Origin of the sequence: Desulfovibrio sp. Fe33 (assembly GCF_028532725.1) — a bacterium.
GTDB lineage: Bacteria > Desulfobacterota > Desulfovibrionia > Desulfovibrionales > Desulfovibrionaceae > Pseudodesulfovibrio.
This window is the reverse complement of sequence record NZ_JAQKGU010000002.1, coordinates 252153-277402: the sequence shown is the minus strand read 5'-3', so window position 1 is coordinate 277402 and position 25250 is coordinate 252153. Positions and strand designations below refer to the sequence as shown.

The 25250-nt window shown below is 60.6% G+C and carries 31 protein-coding genes, 1 tRNA gene and 1 pseudogene; 21 read left to right on the top strand and 12 right to left on the bottom strand.

Annotated elements, in window-relative coordinates; genetic code table 11:
- Positions 1-110: 110 nt before the first annotated feature.
- On the bottom strand, positions 111-641 hold the full coding sequence (locus PSN43_RS04140; RefSeq protein ID WP_272699450.1) for a DUF6933 domain-containing protein: 531 nt from the start codon (positions 639-641) through the stop codon (positions 111-113).
- A 125-nt stretch (positions 642-766) separates the two neighbouring features.
- On the opposite strand from PSN43_RS04140, the pseudogene PSN43_RS15960 reads away from it, so the two are divergent.
- Positions 767-936 (top strand): annotated as a pseudogene (locus PSN43_RS15960) (transposase); the annotation flags it as partial.
- Positions 937-949: 13 nt separating this feature from the next.
- On the opposite strand, the gene PSN43_RS04135 reads toward PSN43_RS15960, so the two are convergent.
- Together PSN43_RS04135 and PSN43_RS04130 are read right to left on the bottom strand one after the other, a co-directional pair.
- Positions 950-1972, bottom strand: coding sequence for a hypothetical protein (locus tag PSN43_RS04135; RefSeq protein WP_272699449.1), 1023 nt, complete (start codon positions 1970-1972; stop codon positions 950-952).
- Between the two features lie 239 nt (positions 1973-2211).
- Positions 2212-2287: transfer RNA gene (locus tag PSN43_RS04130), tRNA-Ala, on the bottom strand.
- A 137-nt stretch (positions 2288-2424) separates the two neighbouring features.
- Between PSN43_RS04130 and PSN43_RS04125 the strand changes: the two genes are divergently transcribed.
- The 7 genes from PSN43_RS04125 to PSN43_RS04095 all read left to right on the top strand — a co-directional run bounded on the left by PSN43_RS04125 (position 2425) and on the right by PSN43_RS04095 (position 8539).
- Positions 2425-3423, top strand: a complete 999-nt coding sequence (locus PSN43_RS04125) for an ABC transporter permease (protein ID WP_272699638.1) — start codon at positions 2425-2427, stop codon at positions 3421-3423.
- Positions 3420-4262: an ABC transporter permease gene (locus PSN43_RS04120; RefSeq protein ID WP_272699448.1), complete on the top strand. Its 843-nt coding sequence runs from the start codon at positions 3420-3422 to the stop codon at positions 4260-4262. The genes PSN43_RS04125 and PSN43_RS04120 overlap by 4 nt, the downstream gene beginning before the upstream one ends.
- Positions 4259-4732, top strand: coding sequence for a GNAT family N-acetyltransferase (locus tag PSN43_RS04115; RefSeq protein ID WP_272699447.1), 474 nt, complete (start codon positions 4259-4261; stop codon positions 4730-4732). Before PSN43_RS04120 ends, PSN43_RS04115 begins: the two co-directional genes overlap by 4 nt.
- Positions 4733-4984: 252 nt before the next feature.
- Positions 4985-6598: a DNA repair protein RecN gene (locus PSN43_RS04110; RefSeq protein ID WP_272699446.1), complete on the top strand. Its 1614-nt coding sequence runs from the start codon at positions 4985-4987 to the stop codon at positions 6596-6598.
- A 70-nt stretch (positions 6599-6668) separates the two neighbouring features.
- On the top strand, positions 6669-7262 hold the full coding sequence (locus PSN43_RS04105; RefSeq protein ID WP_272699445.1) for a MarC family protein: 594 nt from the start codon (positions 6669-6671) through the stop codon (positions 7260-7262).
- Between the two features lie 87 nt (positions 7263-7349).
- Positions 7350-8111 carry an acyl-[acyl-carrier-protein] thioesterase gene (locus tag PSN43_RS04100; protein ID WP_272699444.1) on the top strand — a complete coding sequence of 254 codons (762 nt, stop codon included), beginning with the start codon at positions 7350-7352 and terminating at the stop codon, positions 8109-8111.
- Complete coding sequence (locus PSN43_RS04095; protein WP_336314021.1) at positions 8096-8539, top strand: GNAT family N-acetyltransferase; 444 nt, start codon at positions 8096-8098, stop codon at positions 8537-8539. The genes PSN43_RS04100 and PSN43_RS04095 overlap by 16 nt, the downstream gene beginning before the upstream one ends.
- Here PSN43_RS04095 and PSN43_RS04090 read toward each other — a convergent pair.
- From PSN43_RS04090 to PSN43_RS04065, 6 genes are all read right to left on the bottom strand, one after another.
- A complete protein-coding gene (locus tag PSN43_RS04090) occupies positions 8529-9524 on the bottom strand; it encodes an HD-GYP domain-containing protein (RefSeq protein ID WP_272699443.1) in 996 nt (331 codons plus the stop codon). The two genes, PSN43_RS04095 and PSN43_RS04090, sit on opposite strands and share 11 nt — an antisense overlap.
- 348 nt (positions 9525-9872) lie before the next feature.
- The gene (locus tag PSN43_RS04085) at positions 9873-10805 is read right to left on the bottom strand and encodes a hypothetical protein (protein WP_272699442.1); all 933 of its coding nucleotides are present in this window, start codon (positions 10803-10805) and stop codon (positions 9873-9875) included.
- A 19-nt stretch (positions 10806-10824) separates the two neighbouring features.
- Complete coding sequence (locus PSN43_RS04080; protein ID WP_272699441.1) at positions 10825-11781, bottom strand: tetratricopeptide repeat protein; 957 nt, start codon at positions 11779-11781, stop codon at positions 10825-10827.
- 91 nt (positions 11782-11872) lie between these two features.
- Positions 11873-12649, bottom strand: coding sequence for a hypothetical protein (locus PSN43_RS04075; RefSeq protein WP_272699440.1), 777 nt, complete (start codon positions 12647-12649; stop codon positions 11873-11875).
- Positions 12633-13205 carry a glycogen-binding domain-containing protein gene (locus PSN43_RS04070; protein WP_272699439.1) on the bottom strand — a complete coding sequence of 191 codons (573 nt, stop codon included), beginning with the start codon at positions 13203-13205 and terminating at the stop codon, positions 12633-12635. Before PSN43_RS04070 ends, PSN43_RS04075 begins: the two co-directional genes overlap by 17 nt.
- Positions 13198-13755 (bottom strand): RNA polymerase sigma factor, encoded by a 558-nt coding sequence (locus PSN43_RS04065; RefSeq protein ID WP_272699438.1) that lies wholly within the window; start codon positions 13753-13755, stop codon positions 13198-13200. Before PSN43_RS04065 ends, PSN43_RS04070 begins: the two co-directional genes overlap by 8 nt.
- Positions 13756-13929: 174 nt before the next feature.
- Between PSN43_RS04065 and PSN43_RS04060 the strand changes: the two genes are divergently transcribed.
- The 12 genes from PSN43_RS04060 (at position 13930) to PSN43_RS04005 (ending at position 22075) form a co-directional block, all read left to right on the top strand.
- A complete protein-coding gene (locus PSN43_RS04060) occupies positions 13930-14418 on the top strand; it encodes a nitroreductase family protein (protein WP_272699636.1) in 489 nt (162 codons plus the stop codon).
- Complete coding sequence (locus PSN43_RS04055; protein WP_272699437.1) at positions 14418-15038, top strand: MBL fold metallo-hydrolase; 621 nt, start codon at positions 14418-14420, stop codon at positions 15036-15038. The genes PSN43_RS04060 and PSN43_RS04055 overlap by 1 nt, the downstream gene beginning before the upstream one ends.
- Positions 15039-15085: 47 nt before the next feature.
- Positions 15086-15283, top strand: a complete 198-nt coding sequence (locus PSN43_RS04050; protein ID WP_272699436.1) for a hypothetical protein — start codon at positions 15086-15088, stop codon at positions 15281-15283.
- On the top strand, positions 15284-15895 hold the full coding sequence (locus PSN43_RS04045) for a flavodoxin family protein (protein WP_272699435.1): 612 nt from the start codon (positions 15284-15286) through the stop codon (positions 15893-15895).
- 7 nt (positions 15896-15902) lie between these two features.
- Entirely contained in the window at positions 15903-16643 is a 741-nt protein-coding gene (locus PSN43_RS04040; protein ID WP_272699434.1) for a ComF family protein, read from the top strand.
- Between the two features lie 123 nt (positions 16644-16766).
- On the top strand, positions 16767-17078 hold the full coding sequence (rplU, locus tag PSN43_RS04035; protein ID WP_272699433.1) for a 50S ribosomal protein L21: 312 nt from the start codon (positions 16767-16769) through the stop codon (positions 17076-17078).
- 20 nt (positions 17079-17098) lie between these two features.
- Positions 17099-17368 carry a 50S ribosomal protein L27 gene (gene rpmA / locus PSN43_RS04030; protein WP_272699432.1) on the top strand — a complete coding sequence of 90 codons (270 nt, stop codon included), beginning with the start codon at positions 17099-17101 and terminating at the stop codon, positions 17366-17368.
- 107 nt (positions 17369-17475) lie between these two features.
- Positions 17476-18504 (top strand): GTPase ObgE, encoded by a 1029-nt coding sequence (gene obgE, locus PSN43_RS04025; protein WP_272699431.1) that lies wholly within the window; start codon positions 17476-17478, stop codon positions 18502-18504.
- A gap of 193 nt (positions 18505-18697) precedes the next feature.
- On the top strand, positions 18698-19858 hold the full coding sequence (gene proB / locus PSN43_RS04020) for a glutamate 5-kinase (RefSeq protein ID WP_272699430.1): 1161 nt from the start codon (positions 18698-18700) through the stop codon (positions 19856-19858).
- Positions 19858-21054 (top strand): MFS transporter, encoded by a 1197-nt coding sequence (locus tag PSN43_RS04015; RefSeq protein WP_272699429.1) that lies wholly within the window; start codon positions 19858-19860, stop codon positions 21052-21054. Before proB ends, PSN43_RS04015 begins: the two co-directional genes overlap by 1 nt.
- Positions 21055-21060: 6 nt before the next feature.
- Positions 21061-21207, top strand: a complete 147-nt coding sequence (locus tag PSN43_RS04010; RefSeq protein WP_272699428.1) for a hypothetical protein — start codon at positions 21061-21063, stop codon at positions 21205-21207.
- Between the two features lie 97 nt (positions 21208-21304).
- A complete protein-coding gene (locus PSN43_RS04005; RefSeq protein ID WP_272699427.1) occupies positions 21305-22075 on the top strand; it encodes a hypothetical protein in 771 nt (256 codons plus the stop codon).
- Here PSN43_RS04005 and PSN43_RS04000 read toward each other — a convergent pair.
- Complete coding sequence (locus PSN43_RS04000) at positions 22050-22394, bottom strand: helix-turn-helix transcriptional regulator (RefSeq protein ID WP_272699426.1); 345 nt, start codon at positions 22392-22394, stop codon at positions 22050-22052. The genes PSN43_RS04005 and PSN43_RS04000 overlap by 26 nt on opposite strands.
- Before the next feature lie 91 nt (positions 22395-22485).
- Between PSN43_RS04000 and PSN43_RS03995 the strand changes: the two genes are divergently transcribed.
- Positions 22486-22689 (top strand): hypothetical protein, encoded by a 204-nt coding sequence (locus tag PSN43_RS03995; protein WP_272699425.1) that lies wholly within the window; start codon positions 22486-22488, stop codon positions 22687-22689.
- A gap of 318 nt (positions 22690-23007) precedes the next feature.
- Here the strand turns inward: PSN43_RS03995 and PSN43_RS03990 are convergent, their stop codons facing one another.
- Together PSN43_RS03990 and PSN43_RS03985 are read right to left on the bottom strand one after the other, a co-directional pair.
- Positions 23008-23859 (bottom strand): amino acid kinase family protein, encoded by an 852-nt coding sequence (locus PSN43_RS03990; RefSeq protein ID WP_272699424.1) that lies wholly within the window; start codon positions 23857-23859, stop codon positions 23008-23010.
- A 100-nt stretch (positions 23860-23959) separates the two neighbouring features.
- The gene (locus PSN43_RS03985; RefSeq protein WP_272699423.1) at positions 23960-25153 is read right to left on the bottom strand and encodes a putative sulfate/molybdate transporter; all 1194 of its coding nucleotides are present in this window, start codon (positions 25151-25153) and stop codon (positions 23960-23962) included.
- Positions 25154-25250: the final 97 nt, after the last annotated feature.

The following is a 25250-nucleotide window of genomic DNA, read 5'->3' as shown; positions in this document are numbered from 1 at the left end:
TTGACCAAAAGCAACCAAGCGATCATTTTTCAATATTTTCAGCTTACTTCCCGCGAATTTTCCGAGAAATTACCGAGACAACTGGGCTTCTAGCCTGACAAAAACCCATCTCACGACTTCTCTGCTCCATCTATCAGTCGCAACATATCCCTCTCAGCAAACACACAGCCAGCAATGTCTTTGCCGCTATAGGGTGTTTCGTTGAGCAACCCCGAAATCCATTGGATCTCACTACGAGTCCTCGGTAAATGACCAAGACGATTTTTCAGCATGTACTCCATGTTGAACTTCATATCGTTCATCGTTCCAAGGACACTTCGACTATGGGTCTTGCCATAAGAGAATAGCCCAAGCAGCAATTTGGCTTGGGCTATTTGAGCTGAAGTTGCCCCAATGCCCTGAAGAGCTATCTCGAAATATTTGATTAATACCTTATCGAAGTCCATGAAGTCCTTCTTGACCAATCCAGGCATGAACACGGCAAACCGGGTTTCATCGTTGACCAAAAGAACGGATTTTCTACGGAAGAATCGGAAGATGTTGCCATGCCAACCTTGTAGCCCGCGTTGACTGATAGGCTCTAGGATTTGTGCTGGCTTGATCTCATTTAAGAGCTTTTGAGTACATCCGATGTAAGGCATATTCCTGGTCTCGTCTCGTTGGATGGTGAGGGAGTCCTCACAGATAGCCAGAATCGGACTCAGTATCAACTCAGATGAATTCCATAGGATAATATGGTGGGTTATTCATTGAATTGGTATGGTGTCCACCTAATTCAGGACCAATCGAAGAAACAAACAACAAAATCAAAACGCTGAAACGGAAGGCAACGGTTACCGGAATACGGAGTTTTTCAAGCTCAGGATCATGGGCATTCATGAATCCAAGTACGCTTTAACCGAATGGACCTTATTTAATCCCATTTGTAAATTCTAAACACATCACTTTATCACATATCTCTAGTGTGTTTAATGGGATTCATACGGTACTCATTAAAACAATCAATAACAGTTTTAGCGGCCTTATTCATCCTCCCCATATTTTGAATAAGTGCAAGTTCCTCCATTTTTTTATGCTCGTTATAGATCTTCACTAAATCCTGTACACCTTCAATTCCTGCTTTAATCTGACCTATGCCTGGCACAAAATTAAGAGCTGTGTTTGTGCCAGAAACAGCTAATTTACAAACCAATTTTGTATTAGATTTTGATTTACTTTGTATATATCCATCTGGATCGCAAAGGTATTCTGTCAAATCATTCTCTGATATATCAGACGGGAACTCCATAACATATGACAGTAAATCTACCTTGTTATGCCCTATGAGACGAGCCAAAGTCCCATCTTCAATTTTTTCGTTATATGATTTGTAAGGAATCTTATTTGCAATTCCATATGCAACTGCATCCAAATCAGCATTGACTGTTTTCAACTCTTCTTGCTTATCCCTAGGCAACGACAAAGCCTTTATCTTCAGATTGCGCACACTCACTTCTATCATTCTCTCTTCAACTTTGTACGCAAAACGATCTATTATATCACAAGGTTTGGTGTCAAAGTAGACGGCTCTTATGAGTTCGTCACTTTCGACAAAATCAAGAAGTTCAGCGTCGCCAAAACACCGTCTTAGAGGTTCTAGAGGCTCATAAAGTCCATCAAAATCGATTACCTTCAACAGACCTTGCTCTTTTAAGTAACCAATCGTTTTATAAACTTTTTCTTCTTCCTTAAGAATCACACGTGCAACAGGACTTTTCAAAGACACCAAGTCTCGCACAGATGGAGTCCCAAGCTGTGGATACAATTTGTGCATTCCAATAGAAAATTCTTGAATCTGATTTTTAAACCAAACATGATCGTTAGCATGACACAACATGACTAACACATCATCAGTTGGGTTATTTATGCATGACAATAACCGTTGCTGGCTGAAAAAGCATGTTGAGTCTAAAACAATATAATTAGTCGCCATTAACCATATACCTTTGTAGTGACAATCAACAACCTATGAATCAATTCAAAAAATAGATTGAGCTAAATGAGTTATGTTCTAGTTCTCTGGGAGGCAAAGCGGGCGAGGCCCAAACTCCCGGCCCGCGTAGGACTTACGCCTATTAGCTTTGAAAATCACCCCAATTCAATTTGTATACTCTTTTGTATATTCCACGAAAAAAAGCTTAGAAGGAAAACCTTCTAAGCCTTTATAATCATTGGTGGAGCTGGAGGGAATCGAACCCACGACCTCTTGAATGCCATTCAAGCGCTCTCCCAACTGAGCTACAGCCCCACGTCGTTGGGTGGAGGGGTATTTATCCAAGGGGCGTATGGATGTCAACCGGAAAAATTATGGAAATCTCTTGTTGATTGATTCGGGAGCGGTCTTGCAGTAAGAAATGAGGACTGTTGGAATCATTGGGAGAATCCATGGGGCAGGTCCTCAAGAAAATATTCATCAAACTGTTGTGGGTATGCGTGGTCTTTCTGGGGATCACGGTCATCAGTTTCTGGGTCATTCATCTGGCTCCGGGGTCGCCCACGGATTTGCAGACCACGCTGAATCCCGAGGCGGGCGTGGAGGCGCGGTTGCAGCTCGAAAAGCTCTACGGCCTCGACCAGCCGCTGCACGTGCAATACGTGAACTGGCTCAACCGGCTTGTCCATCTCGACTTCGGCCAATCCATGTCCGGCGACCACAGGCCCGTCTGGGACAAGATTCGTGAACGGCTGCCGCTCACCTTCGGCATGAACGTGGCCTCCATGATCCTGACCCTTCTCATCGCCGTGCCCATAGGCGTGGCCGCCGCCTGGTGGCGGGGCGGCGCCTTCGACAAGATTTCCACTGTCATCGTCTTCATCGGATTCGCCATGCCCGGTTTCTGGCTGGCGCTCCTGCTCATGCTCTGGCTCGGCATCGCCTGGCCGATTCTGCCCATCTCGGGGCTGACCTCCATGGGCTTCGAATCCATGTCCGGCCCGGAGCAGTGGTGGGACGTGACCAAACATCTGATCCTCCCCATCTTCATTTATACTTCGGGCTCGTGGGCGGGCATGTCCCGGTTCATGCGCTCCTCCATGCTCGAAGTCCTGCGCCAGGACTACATCATGACGGCGAGGGCCAAGGGGCTGCCCAGCCGGGTCGTCCTGTTCAAGCACGCCTTGCGCAACGCGCTCATGCCGGTCATCACCATCCTCGGCCTGTCGGTCCCGGCCCTCATCGGCGGCTCGGTCATCATCGAGTCCATCTTCGCCCTGCCCGGCCTGGGACAACTTTTCTATCAGGCGGTCATGGCCCGGGATTACCCCCTGATAATGGGCAGCCTGGTATTCGGCGCGGTCTTGACCCTGGCGGGCAACCTGCTCGCCGACGTGGGCTACGGCCTGGCCGACCCGCGCATCCGCTTGGGCAAGGGAGGAAGCCGATGAAGCGCCGCCCGCTCAAACGCGTCCCGCCGTGGGCGCGACACGCCCTGCTCCTGATCGGCACGCTCATCGTCGGCGTCATGTCCATCGGCGCCGTCTTCGCCCCGTTCATCGCGCCTTACGACCCGAATTTCATCAACGTGGACGCCCTTCTCCTGCCGCCTAGCGCCGCCCACCTCATGGGCACGGATGCGCTGGGCCGCGACGTGTTTTCACGCATCCTCTTCGGCGGGCGCGTATCCCTTTGGGTCGGATTCGTGGCCGTGGGCCTCGCCACCTCCATCGGCCTCGTGCTGGGACTCGTCGCAGGCTACTTCGGCCGCGTAGTGGACGAAATCATCATGCGCGGCGTGGACGTCATGCTCTGCTTCCCGTCCTTCTTTCTCATCCTGGCGGTCATCGCCTTTCTGGAACCGAGCCTGACGAACATCATGATCGTCATCGGGCTGACCGGCTGGATGGGCGTGGCGCGACTGGTACGGGCCGAGACCCTGTCCATCCGCGAACGGGACTACGTCCTGGCCGCCAGGGCCGCCGGAGCCGGACCCGGAAGGATCATCTTCCGCCACATCATGCCCAACGCCTTGGCCCCGGTGCTGGTATCCGCCACCCTGGGCGTGGCCGGGGCCATTCTGACGGAATCATCCCTCTCCTTCCTGGGACTGGGCGTGCAGCCGCCGGACGCCTCCTGGGGCAATATCCTGATGGAAGGAAAGGAAGTGCTGGGCATCGCCTGGTGGCTTTCCGTTTTCCCGGGCCTGGCCATCCTGCTGACCGTCCTCGGCTACAACCTGCTCGGCGAATCCCTGCGCGACCTCCTCGACCCGAGGCTCAAACAGTGATCGTTCTGCGCCCGGCCACGCACGCGGACGAGCAACTCGTCGCGGACATCATTCTCGCCTCCATGCTGGCCAGCTACGCCCGGTTCCTGCCCGCGCACCGCTTCCAAAGGATTCTGGACATGGACAGGCCGGGCCAGGTGGCGAGAACCGACGCGGCCCGCTTCACCGTGGCCGAGGCGAACGGCACCCCGGCCGGGATTCTGCTCCTCAAGGGCGACTATGTGGACCACTTGTGGGTCCGGCCCGAGTTCATGGGACAAGGCGTCGGTTCCGCGCTGCTCGCCCATGCGGAGGAACGCGCCGCGAAAGACGGATTCGACAGGCTCACCCTGGACTGCTTCGAAAAGAACAAAAAGGCGCTGGCCTTTTATCGAAGCAAGGGCTTTCGTGTGACGCTGACCCGCGATGCCGCCGAGTACATGCCCGGCGAAAACACATGCAGTCTGGTCAAATCGCTGTCGGCCGCCTGAACCGAACGCTTCGCCTTCCGGGCGCAGGTTCCCCTTTTCCGCCGCGCGGCTCTGGTGTATAACGACACTCGTTATCCGGCTCGCCCGGACGAGGCCGCCTCGCCAGGCAGCCGTGTTTCATTGCGTACTGACACGAACCAACCGACCGCCCCTTTCCCCTGACAAGCAGCCAAAGACAAACGAGGGAAGGGAATGGAGGTCGGGAGAAGGACGAACCTTTTCCGCCTTCTCCCCGGCCGCCGGAGGCATCACATGCTCGAACTGCTGCGCATCCGAAATCTGGCGCTCATTGAGGACGCCGAACTGGAATTCTCGCCCGGCCTGAACACTCTGACCGGCGAAACCGGCGCAGGCAAATCCTTCATCCTGCGGGCCGTGGACTTCCTCATGGGCGAGCGCATGGACAAGAAGCTTGTCCGCCCCGGCGCCGACAAGGCCACGGTGGAGGCGCTCTTCGTCCTGCCCGAAGGCGAAACCGTAATCCGGCGCGAGCTCTCCGCAGAAACCGGGCGCAGCAGGGTGTACGTCAACGATATCCTGTCCTCCCAGCCGACCATCCGCGACATGGGCGCGAGGCTGGTCATCCATACGTCGCAGCACGGCCAGCAGAAGCTGCTCTCCCCGGCCTTCCAGTCCGAAATTCTCGACTCGTTCCTGCCGGACCAATCCCTCCCGGCGGAACGAAACGATCGGCTCGCCGCGCTCAACGACGTGCTCGAACGCAAGAAACGGCTCTCCGAAAAATTCGATGATCTGCAAAAGCAGCGGGAATTTCTGGAATACCAGAAGAAGGAGATCGAAACCGTCGACCCGCAGCCGGACGAGGAAAACGAGCTCGAAGAGCGCAAGAAAATCCTCAAGGACCGCGAACAGGCGGGCGAGTGCCTGCAAAACGCCCTGAACGTCCTGCACGGCGAGATCGGTCTGCTGGACGCCATGACCCTGCTCAGCCGCGAGATGGAGATCATCGCCCGGCTCTTTCCGGGCTTCGACGAGGACCGCGAAGCCATCGGGGAACTGCGGATGCGGCTGCATGACCTGGACTCCCGGCTGCGACGCGGCCCAACGGATTTCGACGACGACGATCCCATGTCCCTGGACGACATCGAGGCCCGCCTTTTCGAGCTGGCCAAGCTCAAGCGAAAACTCAGGCGCGGCCTGGACGAGATCGTTGACATGAAGTCCGAAATCGACGATAGCCTCTCCTTCCTCGACGCCTGCGCCCTGGACATGAAGAATCTGGGCCATGAGGAGAGCGAGGCCGCTGCGGCTCTCAAGGAAACCCTGGCCAAGCTCAACCACGCCCGCAAGAAGGCCGCGGGGGAGCTTGCCATCCGCATCGTGGACGAGCTGACCGACCTGGGCTTCTCGGAACACGTCAAGGTCCACTTCGATTTCGACGCCCGGGAACTCTATCCGGGCTGTGACGACATGCGCGGCCGCCTCATGTGGGTTCCGAACCCCGGCCAGCCCGCTCAGCCCCTGGACAAGATAGCCTCGGGCGGCGAACTCTCCCGGTTCCTGCTGGCGCTCGTGACCATGCGCGGCCAGGACGGCGGAGAGGCCGACGCCGCTCCTTCGCTCATCTTCGACGAAGTGGACGCGGGCATCGGCGGACTGACGCTCAACTCTGTGGGCAACAAGCTGCGCGCGCTGGCCGACCGCCAGCAAATGCTGCTCATCACCCACTGGCCGCAGCTCGCCCGCATGGCCGACCGGCACTTCCTCATCAAGAAGGAAGTCGTCGACAACGCCACCTACACCCGTTGCGAACGGCTTGAAGGCGGTGAAATCAAATGCGAGCTGGCCCGTATGGCCGGCGGCGGCGAACAGGGTGCGGCCCTGGCCGAGAAACTGTGCAGGTAGAGGGGGCTCCCATACCCCCATCCCCTCTTCCTCCGAAACTTTTTAGTACGCGCATCGCGCGGGGTATGTCGTGAGCAACCTGTTTATCTCCCTGTATATCAAACTTTTCTTCCTCCTGACGCCGTTTTTCGTGCTTTCCGTGTTCTTGTCCATGACCGAAGGCATGGAAAAAAAGGAGCAACGCAAGCTGGCCTTGCGGACCATCTCGGCGGTGCTGGTCATCGCGTTGACCCTCTATTTCGCAGGCAACCCGATTTTCTCCACCTTGGGCATCACTCTGGACGGCTTCCGGGTGGGCGCCGGAGCGCTGCTGTTCCTGTCCGCCGTCTCCCTGGTCTCAGGCAAACGCCAGCGGCCCGAAACGGACGACGAATCGGACGTGGCCGTGGTGCCGCTGGCCATCCCCATCACCGTGGGCCCGGCGTCCATCGGTACCCTGCTCATTCTCGGCGCGGAGCTGTCCACCACCCAGCAGAAACTGATCGGCGCGGCGGCCCTTATCTCCGCCTGCCTGTCTGTGGGCCTGCTTCTGATAATGGCCTCCACGGCCATGCGCATCATCGGCAAGATGGGGATCAACGTGCTGACCAAGATCACCGGTCTGGTCCTCTCGGCCATGGCCGCCCAGATCATCTTCGCGGGCGTACGCAACTTCCTGTCCTGATTTCTCCGGGTAATGGGGCCGCCCGCCACACGCGCGGGCTCGCCCCCCCTTTACACCGGGCCGTATCTGCCATAGGAATTGGTTGCCATGACAACCAATTCAGCATTCACCTTCGAACACGGCTATGACATCCGCTCCTACGAGCCGCGCCCGGACGGCCGCGTGTCCGTCACCGCCATTTGCGACCAGCTCCAGGACATCGCCTCGCGCCATGCCGACAAGCTCGGTTTCGGCTACCACGACCTGGAGCAGAGCGGACATTTCTGGATTCTCGCCCGCCTCCACCTCATGGTGGACAGGCTGCCCGGCTTCGGCGAACGCACCTCTATCCTGACCTGGCCTTCGGGCAAGGAACGGCTGGTGGCCCTGCGAGACTTCGTGATCTCCGACGGGAACGGGCAAATGGGAGCGGCCACCACATCCTGGGTAACGCTGAACACCCGGACCCACCGTCCCGATCCGCCCGACACCGTTCTCCATGAAAGGAATATTCCGGAACGCGAGCACGCCCTGGCCTTCCCGACCAAATCCGTGACCCGGCTCAAAAACGGCGAGCACACCGCGCAACTGACGGCCAGACGCGCCGACATGGATATCAATGGCCATGTCAACAATGTGAAGTATCTGGAATACTGCTTTGAAGCCGTGCCCATGGAATGGCTCCGCGAAAATCGTTGCCACGGAGTGGACATCCAGTTCCGCAGCGAGTCCTTTCCCGGCGACGAGTATGTGTCGGCCTGCACCATGGACGCCCCGGACCAGGGAATGGACACCTTCCTGCACACCCTGACCCGGCTTTCCGACGACAAGGAGATTGTGCGTATGCGTTCCTGGTGGAAACAGCCGTGACCATGAATATAGCCCTCCGATTCGACACCGAAGGCGTGGATTGGACCAATGCCGCGGAAGTCTTCGAAAAAGCTCCGCTGGGCACCCGCGAACCGGATGTGTTGCGCCGGACTTTCGAGAACAGCGGCCTTACCTGCTTCGCCTGGCGGGGAGAGACTCTCGTGGGCCTGGGACGCGCCCTGAGCGACGGCGTGGCGCACTCGGTGATCTACGATCTTTGCATGATTCCGGAATGCCAGGGCCAAGGACTGGGAACGCGGATGATGGAGGCCATGCTGGAGCGGCTGAACACGCCCAACGTCGTCCTCTGGTCCGTTCCGGGCAAGGAGCCGTTCTACGCCCGCTTCGGGTTCAACCCCATGCGCACGGCCATGGCCCGCCTTGAAAACCCCGAACGGTCGGCAGCGCAGGGCTACATTACTCTGTGACCCGCTCGGCCATGATCCCCGCCAGCAGCGCGGTCAGCTCCGAATCGTAGCGCCTGCCGTCATCCGTCAGCATCCGCACGGCCTCGGCCATGTCCCGGGCCGAGCGATGGGGCCTGTCTCCTATGATGGCCGAAAAGGAGTCCGCAACGGCGCAGAGCCTGCCCGCTGCGGAGATATCCTTGTCAAACCGGCGTGCGGGATAGCCCGAGCCGTCCAACCGCTCATGGTGCTGCTCGGCGCAATCAAGGATGACCTGATCGCGGATCTTGAGCCGCCTGAGCATGTTCAGCCCGGCCTCTATATGCCGTTCGAGGGACTCGCGGTCCCGGCGCACCAGATACTGTTCCTTGTCGCGGATGAACTTCGGGACCATGACCATGCCGAGATCGTGCAGCAACAGGCCAAGGCCAAGGCTGACGAGACCGGCTTTTTCCACCAGACCGCCGGTCCGGCGCAAGTGCAGGGCGAGGCCGATGAACATGGTGTTCACCGAATGGACCGACAGGTCATACTCCCGCTCCAGGGTATGGGTCAGGAAATCCACCCGGCTCGGGTCGATCCAGATATATTCCGCCAGGATGCTCACATCCTTGCACAAGGCTTCGTAGGTGTCCTCCGTCGGCCGGTTCAGAAACTCATTCATGCGGTTCCGAAAGGCGATGAAGAATATTTCCGCCACCTCCAGGGGCAGAAAGCCCTCCTCTACAAGCAGCAGACCGAGTTCCCGGCTCAAGTGCTCGGCATAGACGCGGTAATCGTCCCGCAGCAGATAGAGCCGTCCCTCTTCGGCGAAACGGGCGACCTCATCCTGTCCCTCCCGGGAGAGGCGTTCCCCGGCACGATGGAAACGGCCGGTGCGGGCCACGTCCGGATCGTAGAAATATAGATCAACCGGCGGCCTGAACTTGGGAAAGCTCGCCAGGATATTCGGGCTTATCTGGAGATAGGTCTCTGACAGGGAAGCTGAATCGATGTTTTCCGCCATGCATTCACCTTGGTTTGTTTCGCCATGAACCCGATCCATACCCGGATTTCCCCCTGTTTTGAAGAGCGAGGAAAGACTGCGGCCCCCAAAAAGGAGAGCTCCACATTTAACCCACCGCTTTTACTGCAAAATACCGCAAAGTTAAAACCAGCGCCGAAGGCGCTCACAAGGGATGCAAGGGTGCGAACCCTTGCCCGCCGGAGGCGAAATCACTCGACTATCGCCGCAAAGCGGCTTTCAACGTTTGATTTCCCTCTTCAGGGAGATAAGGAGAAAGTCCCCCCCCCAAAAAAAAAGGCGGGCCCCGATAACCGGGGCCCGCCTCGTCGCATTCCGTTTCAAGAAAGACTAATGGCTCTTGCCCTTGCCGTTGCCGCCCGCATTGGAGTTGCCCTTGCCCTTGCCGTTGCCGCCCGCGTTGGAGTTGCCCGAATTGCCGCGGCCTGAAGAATCCTTGCCCTTGGCGGACTGGGAATTCATGGCTCCGGTCTTGGCCTTGTCCGAGGCGCGACTCAATCCCACGGCCTTGGAGCCCTTGCCCCCGCTCACGCCGGGGGTCCGGGACACTCCGGCCTTGAGGTTGCGGCCGGTGGCGTTGTCGGGCTGGGCGGCCATGGCGGTCATGGCCCGGCCGTGCTCACGGTTTTTGGACCGGGCCTGGGTCTTGTCCTGATGCCGGTTCTTGTGTCCGAGGCCAAGCGTGCTCGGGTGCACACCCAGTTCCTGGGCGATCACGCCCCAGCCCATATCCTGGGCGCGCATGGACGCGATGGATTCAACGGACACGGACGCCGCGTCGGAGATGGCCTGTTCGGCATTCTCCTGCGCCTTCTGGAGATCGGCCATGGCCGCATCGAGCTGGGCCTGCGCCTGGGCCTCGGCCTCCGCATCCTCGGCCTGACGGGCCGCTTCAACCGCGGCGGCGGCTTCGTCCACGGCGGTCTGCGCATCGGTCACGCCCTGTTCGGCCTCGGCCACGTTTCGGGCCGAAACCTCGGCCACGGCCTCGGCAAGCGCTTCGGCCTTGGCGGCCTGGGCCGGATTGGCGAAGGACGGAGCCTCGGCCTCGTCTCCGGTTTCTCCGGTATCGCCCGTGTCGGCAGTATCGCCAGTGTCGCCAGTGTCGCCGGCATCAGCGGTGTCGCCCGTGTCGCCGGTCACCTGGGAGCCTGTATCCGCGGTCGGATCGTCCGTCTGCGCCATGGCGCGGGGAGCCGCGACAGCAAGGGCGAGAACCAAAATAAGGGCCAGAAAACCAATTTTATTCCATATGATTGACATAGTATTCTACTCCGATTGATTACCGAACCTCGGTAATGAAGTTCACCGCCTGGTCCAGGGCGACCACGCCGCCGCCCACTTCGACCTTTTCAGCCGTTCCGAACCAGCTCAGCGGCAGCCTTTCCCGGCCTATGCCCGGGTTGCCGTTGAGCATGTAGTCCCGCAAGGCCACGGCGCGGGCCTTCGCGAGAGTGGCGTCGCCCTTCACGTAGGCGACTATGTGCACCGTCAGGTCGCTGTTGACCTTCATCATCGCGCCGAGCACCGCCAGCGAGTCCCTGCCGCCGGCATCCGGGACGCTGGTTCCGGGCTTGAACGTCAAGCTTTTCAACGTGACGTTGCGCCGCCCGATTATGTGATTGCGGTAGGAGAAGTCCCCTTGCAGATTGAGTTGCTCCGTGGCCGTCATGGCCATGCTCCCGTCGGGATAATACTCAAGGAACCGCTTCCATGCCGCAATCTCGCCGCTCTTCCTGTCAAGTTCGCCAAGGACGCGCGCCCTGTTGTACAGGGCTTCCGGGTTGTACGGATCCAGTCCGAGAACCACGTCGTACTCCTTAAGCGCCTGCGCCCACTGCCCCCGGTCCACGTAGCCGTGCCCCAGATAGAGGTGGGCGGAAATATGATTCGGGTCGAGGCTGACGGCCTTTTCGTAGGCGGCCCGTTCCCGGTCGAAATCCATCAAGGCCCAGTACGCCACCCCGGTCCAGAAGACATAATCCGCGTTGCCCGGGGCCAGCTCCACCGCTTTTTCCAGATAGACAAGGCCCTTCCGGGGTTCGTTCAGGGCCAGGTAATACCGCCCCGTATAATAGGCCGAATCGGCATCCTCCGGGTTCTCCCTGAGGCGCTCGCCCATAACCCTGACTCCTTCCTTGTACTCTTCCTGCTGCAGGTAATAAGGCCCAACCACCTTGGCGCATCCGGCGGCGGCCAGAACGGATGCGGCAAGCAGCACCGCGATGAACTTCTTCACTCAAAGGCTCCCATGGGTTTCCGGGCCTTGCGACCCATCAAACGGATATACTGCGGACGTGACCACGAGGTCACATGCGAATCGAAAAAAGTTAATTGGAACCAGGACTCCCGGTCAGGCTGCGGCCGGTGAGGCCGAGACGGGCGTAGAGATCACTCAGGGAACCTCGGTCGGACAGCACGATGACGGCGTGTGCCGCGACGTGCTTGTCTCTAATGCCCCGCTCCCGGGCGAGAAGCACAAGACGGATGAGGTACTTCCACTCCGGGGTCAGGGAATCCGAAGCGAACCCGGCCTCCAGCATGGTTCGGGTCAGATCGTAATCGAACCTGACCTGGCCGAGCAGGGAAACCACCTCGGCTCCGACCAGGAACGGGATGCGCCGCTGCACGGAAACCCCGCCGAACTCGGCGGCGTAGGCCTCGACGTCCTCGCGCGGGACTCCCCGGCCCACTCCATCGGCCAGGGCCTCCAGAGCGCGGGGATCAACCTTTTCCCTCGGTTCGGGCAGGAGATTGCGGACGAAGACGTAGTCCTCGACCTTCTCCTGAAGAGCGCGGGCGATGGCTTCGGGCCGGACGTGTTTGGACAGCCCTTCCTCCAGCTTGTCCTCGAAGGGGGCCAGGGGAAGTTCCAGGTCGCAGGCCTCGACGAGGGGCAGAAGCAGATCGGCTCCTTGAGGCCCGTTGATCTCGCCGGAGTCCACGGCGGCGTAAACGCGTTCGACCGTTTCGGCATGGACGCCGCATTCGAGCGCGCGTTCCGACATGGCGACGAATTCATCCCCGGCACCTGCCGGGCGTGCCGGGAAGGACAGGCACAGCGCCAGCAGGAGAGCCAGGGTACGGAGGCTACAGAGCTTGTTCATTTTTGCCGTTCACGAACACTATGGAATTCTTGTGGCCGAACCCGTCGTCGCTGGACATGGGGGCGTTGGGATCGGGCACGAACTGGTTCCCGTTCACCAGGAAAAGGTACTCGTAATCGCCCGGAGGGAGCTGGGCTTCGAGCACCCAGGCCCGTGCTTCCGGGCTGTACCACATGACCGAACGATCGGCCTGCCAATGGTTGAAAGAACCTACAACCGAGACGTTGCGGGCGTGCATCCCCGCATCATGCAGGATGAACCTGACCGGGGCGAGCCCGGGCAAGCCGTTTCCCGCAGGTTCGCGGACGGCCGCGAAGCCCAGCACAAGCAGGGCCACCGCCAGCGTCATGGCCGGAATGGCCGTAACGGGCCTGACGGCCACCACCCAGGGTTGCAGGAGCCACAGCCGCAGCCGGGTCCAAACGGACGGCCGCTTCGGGTGCAGTCTGCCCATGATCCGGCGGGTCAGATCAGCCGGAGGATCGACCTCGGGGCCGTTCCGCACGGCGTTGAGGATAATGTCTTCCATATGGGTTTTGTCTTGTTTTTCAGTCATGAACTCCCCCGTCGAACTGCCGCCTGACCAGGTCCAATCCCCTGCTCAGGCGCATCTTCGCGGCGCTGATTCCGATTCCCAGGGTCTCCGCGATCTCCTGCATGGAAAAATCATGGCGAAACCTGAGAATGAGCGCCTCGCGGTATTTCGGATCAAGGTCCATCACGGCCTCGAAGGCCTTGGCCCCGTCGATTCGGTCATTCACGGCCTTCGGCTCGTCAAGCCTGTCCTGCTCGCGGACGAGAACCGCCGCATCCTCGACGAACACATGCCTGTCCCTGCCTTCCCGGCGGCGCCAGTCCCGGGCCACATTCAACGCCAGCGTGTACAGCCATGGGAAAAACCGCCTACGCTGATTGAACGAGCCCAGTTTCTCGTAGGCCCGGACAAAGGCATCCTGGGCGAGATCGGCGGCGATGTCCTCGTCGCCCGTCATGCGAAGCATAAGATTAAACACAGGCCGCTGGTAATCGCGTACCAGCGAGCCATACGCATGAACGTCGCCCAGCAGTATTTCCCGTATGATTTCCGCTTCGCGCTTGTCTTTCATTTCCTTTCCGGCGAGTCCTGTACGGCCCGCAACTCATCTGCACCTTCATATACGCCCCCGCGCCGCATCGAGTCACAGGCTCTTGCCCGGAGTTTTGGACTAGGCTAAAACTCTACACGAAGACCAAAGGAGAAAACAACCGTGGACTTACATGACAACCCGGTACTCGATGCGATGCGCGAACGCCGCTCCATCCGCCGGTTCACAGGCGATCCTGTGGCCCGTGAGGAGCTCGCAGCCATCCTTGAGGCGGGCCGGTGGGCGCCCAGCGGCCTGAACAACCAGCCATGGCGATTCATGGTAATCGCCCGCGAGGACCCGCGCCATGATAAGCTGGCCGAATGCACCAAATACGCGCGCATCGTCCGCTCTTCGGCCGCCTGCGTATGCGTGCTGCTCGAAAAGGCGGCCATGTACAGCGAGATGAAGGACCACCAGGGAGCGGGCGCGTGCATCCAGAACATGCTTCTCGCCGCTCACGCCCTGGGGCTCGGCGCGGTCTGGCTCGGCCAGATCGTCAACGACCAGCCCACGACCCTGGCGGCCCTCGGGCTTTCCGAGTCCGAACTCGAACTCCAGGCCGTCATCGCCCTGGGACGCCCCGACCAGAAGGGCGAATCCACCCGCAAACCTCTCTCCGAACTGATGCTGGAGGACTTTTAATGAATATAGCCACCTTCCCCCTGGGCCCCCTGCAAACCAACTGCTACGTGCTGGCCAACGGCAAGGAAGCCCTGGTCGTGGACCCCGGCGGCGATCCCGGGCCCGTACTCAGGCACCTTGAAAACGAGGGGCTGACCCTGACCGTCATCCTGAACACGCACCTGCACTTCGACCACACCGCGGGCAACAAGGCTCTTTCCGACGCCACGGGCGCGCCCGTCATGGCCAACGACGCGGACGGCTACCTTCTGGACAACTGGCTGGGCGCGGGCGGAGACATGGGCCTGCCGTCCATCGCTCCCTACAAATGGCAAAACCTCGAACAGGGCGAAACCGTCTTCGCCGGAGCGGCCTGCCGCGTCCTCCATACGCCCGGGCATTCGCCGGGCAGCCTGACATTCCACTTCCCGGACGCCGGTGCCGCCTTCGTGGGCGACCTCATCTTCTACCGCTCCATAGGCCGCACCGACTTCCCGGGCGGGGACATCGAAGCGCTCAAGCGGTCTGTCAACGAACACATATTCACCATGCCGCCCGAGACCCGGCTGCTGTCCGGCCACGGACCGGAAACCTCGGTCGGGGACGAGCGCAACCACAACCCGTTCTTCGGGGGATTCTAGCGATGAGCGAACCCGTACGCATCGACATCCGCGACAAGTGTTGAGGGGTGGGACTGGAGGTAGGTTGGTACCTCCGTTTTGCCCGGACCGACAGGATTGAAGCCCTGATATCCCTCAGGGGAGTCTCCCAGGTCCGCCACGAGGAACATGTCTTCCCGGACTGGGCCTTCGAGATCGAAGAATTCGAGGACCACGCCAGGGCGGTCATGACCAGAAAGAACCCGGTATACGACAAGGAGCCGTAAATGCCCCGAGCCGCCGTCTTCGCCTGCTCCCACCGCCGAGGAGGGAACTCCGACAGGGCCGCCGAACTTCTGGCCGAAGGCGTGCGCCGGGCCGGGGGCGAGGCCGATGTCTACTATGTACGCAACCACGAGGTCATTCCCTGCCTGGCCTGCGGCTACTGCGACGTCGCCGACCGGCAGGGAATCGAGCGATGCGTCCTGGGACCGAAGGACCAGGCCTGGGACCTGTTCACCCCCTGTCTGACCGCGCGGACCATCCTCTTCGCCTCGCCCATCTACTTCTACCACCTGCCGTCCCGGCTCAAGGTGTGGATAGACCGGGGCCAGCAGTTCTGGCGGGCCAGACTCGACAAGGAGCCGTGGATCGCGGACCTGCCCCGGCGCACGGCCCATGCTGTCCTCGTCGCAGGCCAGCCTTCCGGGGAAAAGCTCTTCGAGGGAGCGCGGCTGACGCTCAAATACTTCGTGCAGAATTTCAACATGGACCTGGCCGCCCCCCTGACGTTCAGGGGACTGGACACCCGCGACGACCTCCACGTCGAATCCGACGCCGGACGGCGCATCGCGGAGCTGGGCGAACGGGCCTGGATTTCTGCCCTGGAAGAAGCCTGACGAGTCCATGCGCCAAACAATCCTGCGCCTTTTCCGGGGACTCGGCCTGGGGGCCGGACGCTGCCCCGTATGCGGCACCGTCATGGCGGACGGCTCGCGCGCGCTGTGCGAAACCTGCGCCGGGGCACTGCCCTTGCGCATCGGCGGCCTGTGCCCGACATGCGGCACCATGTCCGGCCGGGAAAGCGACCCGCCCTGTCAGTGCCCGGATTGCCGGCTGGAACCGCCGCCCTGGGACGAACTCTATTTTCACGGTCCCTATGCGGGGCGGATGCGCGAACTCATCATCGGCTACAAATTCGGAAACAGGTACGACCGCAACCGGCTCCTGGCCACGCTGGGAATCGAGGCCTTCGAGGCGCGCCGGGCGCGCACTCCCGACGCAGTGGTTCCCGTGCCCCTGCACGGCAGGCGGCTCGCCTGGCGCGGCTTCAACCAGAGCGCCGAAATCGCGCGGGGGCTGGCCCGGCGGCTGAAACGCCCCCTTCTGCTCGACGGCCTTGAACGCACCCGGAACACCCCGCCCCAAACCAGCTTCGGTTTCAAGGAGCGTCAAACCAACATCAAAGGAGCCTTCGCCGCCAACCCGGACAGGGTCGAAGGCAGGCGGGTGCTCCTGGTGGACGATGTCTACACGACCGGGTCAACCCTGCGGGAATGCGCCCGAACCCTCCTGCACGCGGGCTGCGCCGGAGTGGACGTTCTTGTCCTTGCCCGGACAAAGCGCGACTCCGCAAGCCGGGAATAGCGTTGATATTACGCGGCCCACGGTGATACGATAAAAAAATTGCGAAATAATGCAACGCGGGGCTTGACTTCCTCCGAGGATTGCGGCTAGTTTGCCTCCTCTTACGAATTGGAGGTTTTTATTATGTTCGCTATCATCGAGACCGGCGGAAAACAGTACCGCGTTGAGGAAGGTCTTGAACTCAATGTAGATTTGCTGAAGGCTGATGCCGGCGACGCGCTGAGCATCGATTCCGTTCTCCTGGTTGACAAGGACGGCGACACCATGATCGGCGCCCCCTATGTCGAGGGCGCGAAGGTCGAGTGCGAAGTTCTGGGCCACCTCCGCGGCGAAAAAGTCGTGGTCTTCCACAAGCTGTCCAAGAAAGACGCTCGCAAGACTCAGGGTCACCGCCAGGATTACACCAAACTGAAAGTCAATTCCATCAAGGCCTAAGGCCTGGAAGGGAGGATAAAATGGCTCATAAGAAAGCTGGTGGTAGCTCCAGAAACGGTCGCGACAGTGCCGGACAACGGCGCGGTGTGAAGCGTTTCGGCGGACAGGAAGTCCTCGCCGGAAACATCCTCGTGCGTCAGCTCGGAACCAAATTTCATCCCGGCGATGGTGTCGGCATGGGCAAGGACTACACCCTGTTCGCCCTGGTCGACGGCGTTGTCAAATTTGAAAAGTTCACTCGCAAGAAGATCGTCAAGACTCGCGTGAGTGTTACGCCCGCCGAGGGATAGTTCCCGATTGCGCAAGCATAGTTGCCGGGCAGGGAGCTCAATTGCTCCCTGCCCGTTTTTTGTGCTGAAATGACGCGTATCCTATCGAGGGCTGCAAGAGGAAAATCATGAAATTCGTAGACGAAGCGACCATCAAAGTGGCGTCCGGCAAGGGCGGCAACGGTTGCGCCAGCCTGCGGCGCGAAGCCAACCTGCCCAAGGGCGGGCCTGACGGCGGCGACGGCGGCAAGGGCGGCGACGTGATTTTTCGCGGCTCCGAACGGCTGATTTCCCTTTACGACTTCCGCCTGAAACGCCACTACGCGGCCAGAAACGGCCAGCCCGGCATGGGCCGCGACCGTTACGGCAAAGCCGCCGAAGACCTGATCGTAGATCTGCCCGTGGGCACTCTCGTCTTCGAGATCATCGAAGATGAGGACGGCGCCACCCGAGAAGAACTCATTGCCGACCTGGTTGAGGACGGCACTGAAATCGTCATCTGCGAAGGCGGACGAGGCGGACGCGGCAACCTGCACTTCAAATCCTCCGTCAACCGCACTCCGCGCTATGCCGAACCCGGCTTCCCCGGAGAGGAAAAACAGATCCGCCTGGAACTGAAGATCCTGGCCGACGTGGGCCTGCTTGGCCTGCCCTCGGCAGGCAAGTCCACCTTTATCTCCAAGGTGTCCGCGGCCCGGCCCAAGATCGCGGCCTACCCGTTCACCACGCTGGTGCCCAACCTCGGCGTCATCGAAAACGACGACTTCACCCGCATGGTCATCGCCGATATCCCCGGACTCATCGAAGGGGCCAGCGAGGGACGCGGCCTGGGCATCACCTTCCTCAAGCATGTGGAACGCACCCGTTTCCTGGTCCATATCCTGGCAGCCGAGGACGTCAACCGTGACGACCCCGCAGGCGGTTACGCCATGCTCAATCAGGAGCTGCGCCAGTACAACGCCGAGATGGGAGACAAGCCGCAGATCAAGGTCATCAACAAGATCGACACCCTGTCCGAGGAAGAGCTTGCCGACATGAAGGCCAAGGTCGAAGCATCGGGCGAACGCATCTTCTTCATCTCCGCCCTGACCGGCGAAGGCATCGACGAACTGGTTGCCGAAATGTGGCGGCAACTCGCCCTGCTCGAAGAAGCTTAGTCCTCCCCGGCGTCACGCCGGTACGCTCAGCCCTCCCCCGCCCGCACGGGCGGCTTTTCGACGATACACAGCCCCGGATATGCCGGGGCTTCCTTTTATGGGCCGGAAAAACACGCCCTCCCGCCGCCGAACGGGTCCTGGCCCGGCAAGTCCCTCCTTGCAGGCCGCAACCAGTTGGAGTACCGTGCGCCCCATGACAAAATCGCGCATAACCAGAGATAATCTCCTCGACGACGTCCGGCGTGTGGTAATCAAGGTCGGCTCCGCAGTGGTCACTACCGGCGACGGCCTGAACAATTCCGCAATCAACCGGCTCGCGGACCAGATTTCCGCCTTGTCCGACAGGGGCCTCGACGTGGTCCTGGTCACGTCGGGCGCGGTGGCCGCAGGCAGGCAGCGCATCTTCGAACGGACCAGCAGGCAACGGCACAACGGCAAGGACATGGCCTCCCGGCAGGCCGCTTCCGCCGTGGGCCAGGGACGCCTGATGCACGATTACGACGAGGCGTTCGCCCGCCACGGCAAGGTCACGGCCCAGGTTTTGCTGACCCGTAGCGGACTCAAGCTCCGCGAACGGTTCCTCAACGCCCGCAACACCATGGAGCGGCTTCTGGAATGGGGCGTCATCCCCATCGTCAACGAAAACGACACCGTGTCCACCCGGGAGCTGGAATTCGGCGACAACGACACCCTCGGCGCCATGTGCCTGGGGCTTGTCTGCGCCGACATCTTCATCAACCTGACCTCCGCCGACGGCGTCTTCGACAGGAACCCGGACGGCAACCCGGACGCCAGGCCCATCCCGCTCATCGAGGACATCGCATCCATGGACCTCGAAGCCATGTGCGACGGCAAGACCAACGTGGGCACGGGCGGCATGTACTCCAAACTTCGCGCGGCGCGGCGGGCGGCCCAGTTGGGCGTCCCCACCCTGATCGTTTCCGGCAAGGGCCAATTCGACATCCTCGCGGTGTTGAACGGCGGCGAGGGCGGAACCCTCGTCCTGCCCGACGACCGGGTGGTCTCCAGCAAAAAATTCTGGCTGGCCTACCACGATAACCCATGCGGAGCAGTCCTGGTCGACGCTGGCGCGGCCAACGCCCTGATGACCAAGGGGACCTCGCTCCTGCCCATCGGCATCACCGCAGTCGAAGGCTGTTTCGACCGTGGGGCGCTCATTTTCATCAAGACCACGGACGGGAACGAACTCGGCGTGGGCCAAACCAACTACTCCGCGGACGAACTGAACCGCATCAAAGGCAAACGCACCGACGAGCTGGCTGCCGTCATCGGTCCCACGGTCTCCGACGAGGCCGTTCACCGCGACAACATGCTCCTTGACGCGGCCATCTGATGCGCAGGCTCTATCTCGACCGCAACCTCCAATTCGTATTCGGGGTCACGCTCATGGCCGTGCTCGGGGTGTCGTCCATCATCCCCGCGCTGCCGGACATCATGAAGGGCCTCCACCTCGGGCCGGTGCAGATAGGCCTGGTCATTTCCGCGTTCACCCTCCCGGGGGTGCTCTTCTCCCCGCTTGTCGGCATCCTGGCCGACCGCATGGGCCGCAAGGTGCTGCTGGTGCCTTCGCTGTTCATATTCAGCGGCTTCGGCTTCGCCTGTTTCTTCGCCCAGACCATGCAGCAGCTCCTGATCCTGCGTTTCTTCCAGGGAGTGGGCGCGGCTCCGCTGGGCGTGCTCTATTCGACCATGATCGGAGACCTGTACCACGGCCAGGAACGCGGACAGGCCATGGGGTACAACGCCTCGGTGCTGGCCATGGGCACGGCCGGATACCCCGCCCTGGGCGGATTCCTGGCCCTGCTCGGCTGGAACTACCCCTTCCTTCTTCCCCTGCTGGCCGTTCCCCTCGGGCTGTCCATCCTCTTTTTCATGAACACCCCCGAGCCCCAGAAGACCGGCAGCCTCAAGGAATATTTCACCGACGCCTTCCGGCGGATGAAGACGCGCGAGACCATGGCCCTGTTCGCCACCACCCTGCTGACCTTCATCATCCTGTACGGGCCGTTGGTCACCTACCTGCCCATCCTGCTCAACCACAGGTTCTCGGCCTCGCCCGCAACCATCGGCCTGGTCTTCCTGGTCGCCTCGGGCTTCACGGGCATCGCCTCTTTCCAACTCGGCAAGCTGACACAGCGTTTCGGCCAGCGTTCCCTGCTCATGACCGCCGCCGTGCTCTACGGATTGGCCATGGCGCTCACGCCGTACGCCCCGTCGCTCGTCATGACCATCCCGCCCGTCATCTGCTTCGGCCTGGCCCAGGGGCTGAACATCCCCACCGTCATGACCATGCTGACCACCATCGCGCCCATGGAGCAGCGCGGAGCGTTCATGGCCGCCAACGGCCTGCTCCTGCGCCTCGCCCAAACCATTGCGCCGATGATAATGGGCGGCCTCTACGCCCTGTCCGGCATGTCCGCCGTCTACTGGGGCGGATTCGTCTGCGCTGTCGCCATTCTGGTCCTGGCCAGGCTATGCATCGTCAACACCGTCCCGACCTCTAACCCTCCGGTAAATTCAGACCGATAAGAGAACATGACCTCATTCAGATCGCGCCTGCAACACCGCCTGAACCCCCTGCACGTCTATTGCAGGCTCCGCTCCATGGGCATGGCCCATAAAACCGCCTTCCTGGTTTCAAACTGTTGGGAACGCGCCCTCTACCGCCATATCCTTTCCTGATCCTCCTGGTGCCAATGCGTCCGTAGGTTCCGAATCCTTGCCTGCCGCCACAGCCCATGCCATTATGCTTTAAACGGCATAAGAGAGGGACAGGGACATGCTGATATATTTAGGCTTCGACGACACGGACGATCACGATTCGCCGATGGGAACCGGGCGGCTGGTACGTGAATTCGCCCAACTGCTGCCCGAAGGATTCGACCTGCGGGGCATCGTCCGACACCAGCTTCCACGGCTGCGCGACATCCCCTTCACCTCCAACAACAGCTCGGCCTGTGCCCTGATCGACATGCACGACGGCATGTCCACGGAAACCTTGCTGGAGCTGGCGACACGGCATCTCGTCACGCATTGCGCGCCTGGCAGCGACCCGGGCCTGTGTCTGGCGCGGGAAGAAGCCGTCACGCCGGAAATCGTCGAATTCGGTAAGCAAGCCACAGCCGCCAAACTGACCCAAGGCGAGGCCATGCACTCGGCTCACTCCGTGGAACTGCTCGGGCTGGGCGGAACCAACGACGGAATCATCGGCGCATTGGCCGCGGTGGGCCTGACCCGTTTCGGTTGGTGCGGCCGGTTCATCGAATACGGTAAATTGCGGGACCTGCCGAATCCCCTGACCGTGGGGGACCTCTTCGCGACAGGTATCGACGTTGTTTCCGTGGACCGCGATCCGCTGGTCCCCCGGCCCGGCGACATCGTTGAAAACGCGGCCTGGCTGCGCCCCTCCCTGTGGGGAGGACGGCCCGTGCTTCAGGTTCGCGCCTCGGGAGCAGGTGTGTGGGAACCCGCCCACGGCAAACGCCCCAAGGCGGGCCATGGGCAGGGAATGCGCAAGATGGAGGCTACGACTCCCGGTATCGCCGGATAAAGGCGTCCAGCTTGCCGCGCTGACGCTCCATGTGCAGAATCCACGCCTCCAAAACTTCGAGGCCTTCCGCCGTCACCGAATAGACCCGCTTGGCCGGTCCGTCCCCTTCCGCGTCCCAGGTGGAGGAAACCAATCCCTCGTCATCCATCTGGCGCAGGTGCCGGTAGATCATGCCCGGAGGCGCGTCCTCCCGTAAAAATCCATACTCTCCAATGGACTGGATAAGCTGGTATCCATAGGAAGGCCCGCCCCGCAACGCCATGAGCAGGGAAGGCTGCACGTATCTTTGCGGCTTGGAGCCGCCGACTTTTTGCGACATTATTGTAAAGTCCTTCTTGACTATATGTGTTTAAAGGATATATGTTCAGTATAGATCATTATCCATCAAGGCACAAGCCAAGGAGGCCAACATGAAGATATTCGTACGTGAACGTTCGAGGTCCGAGGAAGGAACCAGAAGGCCCAGATTCCGCGTGGTCGGCGTCCAGGGCGGCGATCTCAAGATTTACGCCAAGCGGGTGCGCAAGTGCGAGCTCAACGTGCTGGCCGAGCAGACCGGTGCCGAGATAGTGTACCTCCCGCGCGACGGAGAAGGCTCGAACAAGAACGCTTAGGGGCGTGGGGCGTCTACGCGCCAGCTTGTTTCGGGGACCTCGCTCCCCACGCTGAAGGCTGGACTCCGATGCGCGCATCCGGGACGCTTTGACCGGCTATTCGCCAAGGTTTCGAAAAGCAAAAGCCCCGGCTCATCATAGAGCCGGGGCCTTTTTCATGTCGAAGATTCGGCAACGAAAAGCGGGGGAGGCGGACGATCAAGCCCGCTCGCCATGTCCGCACGGCAACGGTTCCAGGCCGCCCCGGAACGGGCGCGGTCCGTGACCGGCCTGCGCCGATGCGCTTTCCTTCCTTTTCCGTCCGTGCTTCGGCGACAGCTAATCCTTGTACACGATGGTCCCCACGTGCTCGCCGTCCAGGGCGGCGTGAAGGTGTTCGGGATGCCTGAGCACATCGATGATCTGGAACGACTTGAGGGTCTTGGCGTTCTTGAGGAAGGTCAGGACCGGACGTTCGACGATGAGATCATCGAGATCGAGCTTGAGCAGGTCGTCCACATGAATCCGGTCGTAGAATTTGAGAGCATCCCGATCCTTGGCCTTCTTGGGGTCGCTCTCGTACATGCCCTTTTCGTCCTTGAGATAAATGAGCGACTTGGCCCCGATGTTTTCCGCCAGCAGGAACGCGCCGGAATCGGTGCGATGGGGCGGGATGGAGCCGTGTTCGGCCGGGTGCTCGAAGAAGCCGTAGGGCGGAATGCCCGTGGTGATCGGCAGGTAGCCGAGCTGGCAGTACATATGCAGTTGCTCAAGGTGCGCGCCGTGCCCGATCATGGCCCCGCCGTGCTTGGCGAGCAACACCGAAAGCATCTCCGCGTTCTGGGCCGAGACCTTGTCGCCGAGCTTGGACAGTACGCCGGTGGGCATTCCCAGGTCCACGCCGATGGAGTAGACGTGGCGGGCGCGGGTGCCGCCGCCGCACATGAGCAGAATCTTGTGTTTTTCCTTGGCCTTGACCAGTTCATCCAGGATGGGGAACAGGGCCTTGGCGCCCCGGTCCATGATGGACTGGCCGCCAATCTTGATGACGTTCACGTCCGGCTGCATTCGAAAATACTCGCCGGCCTCGGTGCTTTTGAGCAGTTTGCGGTCCACCAGCGACTCGCCCATGAGCGGAGTGTCGATATGCAGCCTGCCCTTCTCATCCTGTTCCTTTATCAGCTTGCCCATGCGGTTTTCCTCCGAGATCTGTTTATGGATTTCAAGCCATTGTACCTGCCGGGAGAAAAATGGCAAGCCAACTGGAATCAGGCTCGATCGAGCATCATGCCTAGATGTTGATCTTGCCCCGGTCTATGACCCAGGTAAGGCACAACCCCACGCCGAACGCCCAGGCCAGATTGGAGGCCATGGTGATGCCGAGCATGACCATCATGACGAACAGGCCCGAACGGGTCTGGACATCCTGAATGGTCAGGGCCAACTGCGCCCCGGCGAAGAAGAGGAGCATCCCGAGTACGCCCATGGGCAGCAGATGCAGGACGTTGATGGATTGGGAGCCGAGGAGTACGGCCAGGGCCACGAACAACCCGCCGATGATGAGATTGGAACCCGCAGTGCGCGCCCCGAAGGCGTAGTGGGCGGCCAGTCCGCCCGCTCCATGGCAAAGCGGCATCCCGCCCACCAGGGCCGAGACGACGTTGGCCAGCCCCATGGAGATGCACAGGGCCCGATCCGTGACCCGGCGGCTCTCATTGCCGAAGTATTCGAAGCTGAGATCCCGGTTGGCGATGACCGCGTTGCCCATGGTCATGGGAATCTGGGGCGCAACCAGGGCGAGCAGCGCGAAACTGAAGTCCGGCAGAGCCGGGATGCCGAAAGGCAGAATTTCCGGGAAATGCAAACCGAACCGGATATCGGCCAGTTCACGCCATGCGCCGAACACGGCCCCGAAAACGGCTCCGGCCACGACCACCACAAGCCCGGCCGGGAAACGGCTGCTGCGCAACAGCAACAGCGCGGCCAGCCCGAAAATCACGCCCGTCACCACCGACATGGGCACCGGCCCGATGGACTGGACGGCGAGAAAAGGCTCAACCGCGCCGCGCATGACCTGGAGGGGATTCTGCCCCACGATGAGATGGACGCCCTTGGCGAGGAGCAGGATGCCGGTGGCAAGCTGCACGCCCCGGATGACCGGCTTGGGCACGAGGCGGGCCACCTTGTCGACCAGGCCTGTGCCGCCGAGAAAGAGAAGCATGACGGCCAGAAGGATGCCCGAGGCGGTGATGACCTGGGGCGAAAGGGCCATGGCGATACCGTATGCCGAGATGACCTTCATGGGCTGTACGGCTATGGGCACGCGGTAGTAGGACCCGCCCACGAGATACATGAGCCCCACGGCCAGAAACAATCCCGTGGCCGACAGCCCGTTGATCATTATCATACCGAACGCCAGCGGCAGCAGCGTGCCGAGGTCGCCCATTGACCCTGCCCATTCCATCCTGTCGAAGCGAATTTTCATAAGCCAGTCTCCCGGTTTATTTCCTCGGACTTTAGGAGGATTTAACAGACTCGGCACAATGGACGCAACCGCAATCTGTTGACTTCCCGCCTTCTTT